2 protein-coding genes are annotated in these 1,726 nt (G+C 69.4%); one reads left to right on the top strand and one right to left on the bottom strand.

The genetic code is table 11. The features are described 5' to 3' along the window. A partial coding sequence (locus tag Q4I23_RS32530; protein WP_498528980.1) for a LacI family DNA-binding transcriptional regulator occupies positions 1 to 1,018 on the bottom strand: 1,018 nt, incomplete at its 3' end. Between the two features lie 221 nt (positions 1,019 to 1,239). Between Q4I23_RS32530 and Q4I23_RS32525 the strand changes: the two genes are divergently transcribed. Next, positions 1,240 to 1,726, top strand: a 487-nt coding sequence (locus Q4I23_RS32525; protein ID WP_498528979.1) for a PTS mannitol transporter subunit IIA, incomplete at its 3' end; no start/stop codon positions are given.

Raw genomic sequence — 1,726 nt, 5'->3', positions numbered from 1 at the left:
GCGTATAATCGTCGGCAGCGTCAGATGTGTATAAGAGACAGACCTTGCGCGTCGCCCGCTCCGGGTCGTCAAGGCGCTCGAACAGCAGCGTCATGGCTGCCCGCCCGATCTCGTGGACCGGCTGTTCGATCACCGTCAGGCCGGGGCCGACCAGCTCCGTCCACGGCTCGTTGTCGAAGCCGGCCACCGCCAGATCGCCGGGAATCGCCAGCCCCAGCGTCCGCGTCGCCTTGACCACCCCCATCAGCAGCAGGCTGTTGCTGACCATCACCGCGTCCGGCATGGCGCCGGAGCGCCGCGCCTCCGCCAGCCAGCGGGCGATCTCCGCCTCCGCCGCCTCGGCGGTCGGCGGGACGAAGCGGGCCTCCGCGTGCAGACCGTGGGCGGCCAGCGCCGCCTGATAGCCGGCGTGGCGCTCCACCGCCGTGGTGCTGGTGTTGCCGAACAGGCCGGCGATGCGGCGGTAGCCCTGGCCGTGCAGGTGATCGACCAGAAGGGCGGCGGCCTGCGGGTTGTCCAGCACCACCGAATCGAACCGCCCGGCCGGCGCGCTGCGGTCGATCAGCACGACGGGAAAATCCAGGTCGGCCCGGTCGAGCTGCGCCAGAGTCGCGCGGGTTGGCGCGAAGATCAGGCCGGTTACCCGCTCCTCCTGCATCAGGCGCAGGTACATGGCCTCCCGCTCCGGGTTCTCGTCGGTGTTGCACAGGATCACCCGCATGCCGGCCTGGAAGGCGGCGTCCTCCACCGCGCGGCTGACCGCGGTGAAGAAGGGGTTGCGGATGTCCGAGACGATCAACCCGATGGTCTGGGAATGCTGCGAGCGCAGCCGCCGCGCCGACAGGTTCGGGCGGTAGCCGGTGGCCCGCACCGCGTCCTCCACCCGCGCGCGCAGCGCGTCGCTGACCGGGCCGTTGCTGAGCACCCGCGACACCGTGGCGACCGAGACGCCGGCCTCACGGGCGACGTCCTTGATTCCGACAGCCTTGATTCCGGTGGCTTTGACGCTGTCGCTCATGATGATCCGGTCACCGATCCGTCTTGAAAGTGTTTTTGAAATCGTTTCCATCCCTTAGGGCCAATCCACCGCCCCATACGGCACAGTCTGCCCGAAGGAGTCCGCGGATTCAATGCAAACTCCGTTGACAGAGCCCGATGTAATCGTTTTCAATAACAGCGCTGCAAGGACGACGCCTAAGACCGCCCGGCGCTAAACCGAACGGAGGAGACGGACCCGCCATGGCCCCCGACGCCAACACCGCCATTATGCCCACCGGATTGCCCACCGATCTGCTGCGGCCCGATCTGCTGCGACTGAACGCCAGCCCAGCCGGCAAGGAGGAGGCGATCCGCGAGGCCGCCCAGCTGCTGATCGCCGCCGGCTGCATCGATCCGGCCTACGCTGCAAGCATGCTGCGCCGGGAAGCCGTGGCGAACACCTTCCTCGGCCATGGCGTCGCCATCCCCCACGGCATGGTGGAGGATCGCGGCATGGTCCGCCGCAGCGGCATCGCCGTCCTCCAGGTGCCGGGCGGCATCGCATGGAATCCCGGCCAGACGGCCCATCTGGTGGTCGCCATCGCCGCCCAGTCCGACGCCCACATCGCCGTGCTGCGCCGCCTGACCCGGCTGATGCAGGACGAGGCGCGGCTGACCGCCCTGTTCACCGTCACCGACCCCGCCGCCCTCGCCGCCGCCCTCAGCGAGGACGCCCCCGCCGCTGCCC

Source organism: Azospirillum sp. UFLA03-27 (genome assembly GCF_059803775.1).
The sequence above is the reverse complement of the archived record's forward strand: the minus strand, read 5'-3'. Positions and strand labels throughout refer to the sequence as shown.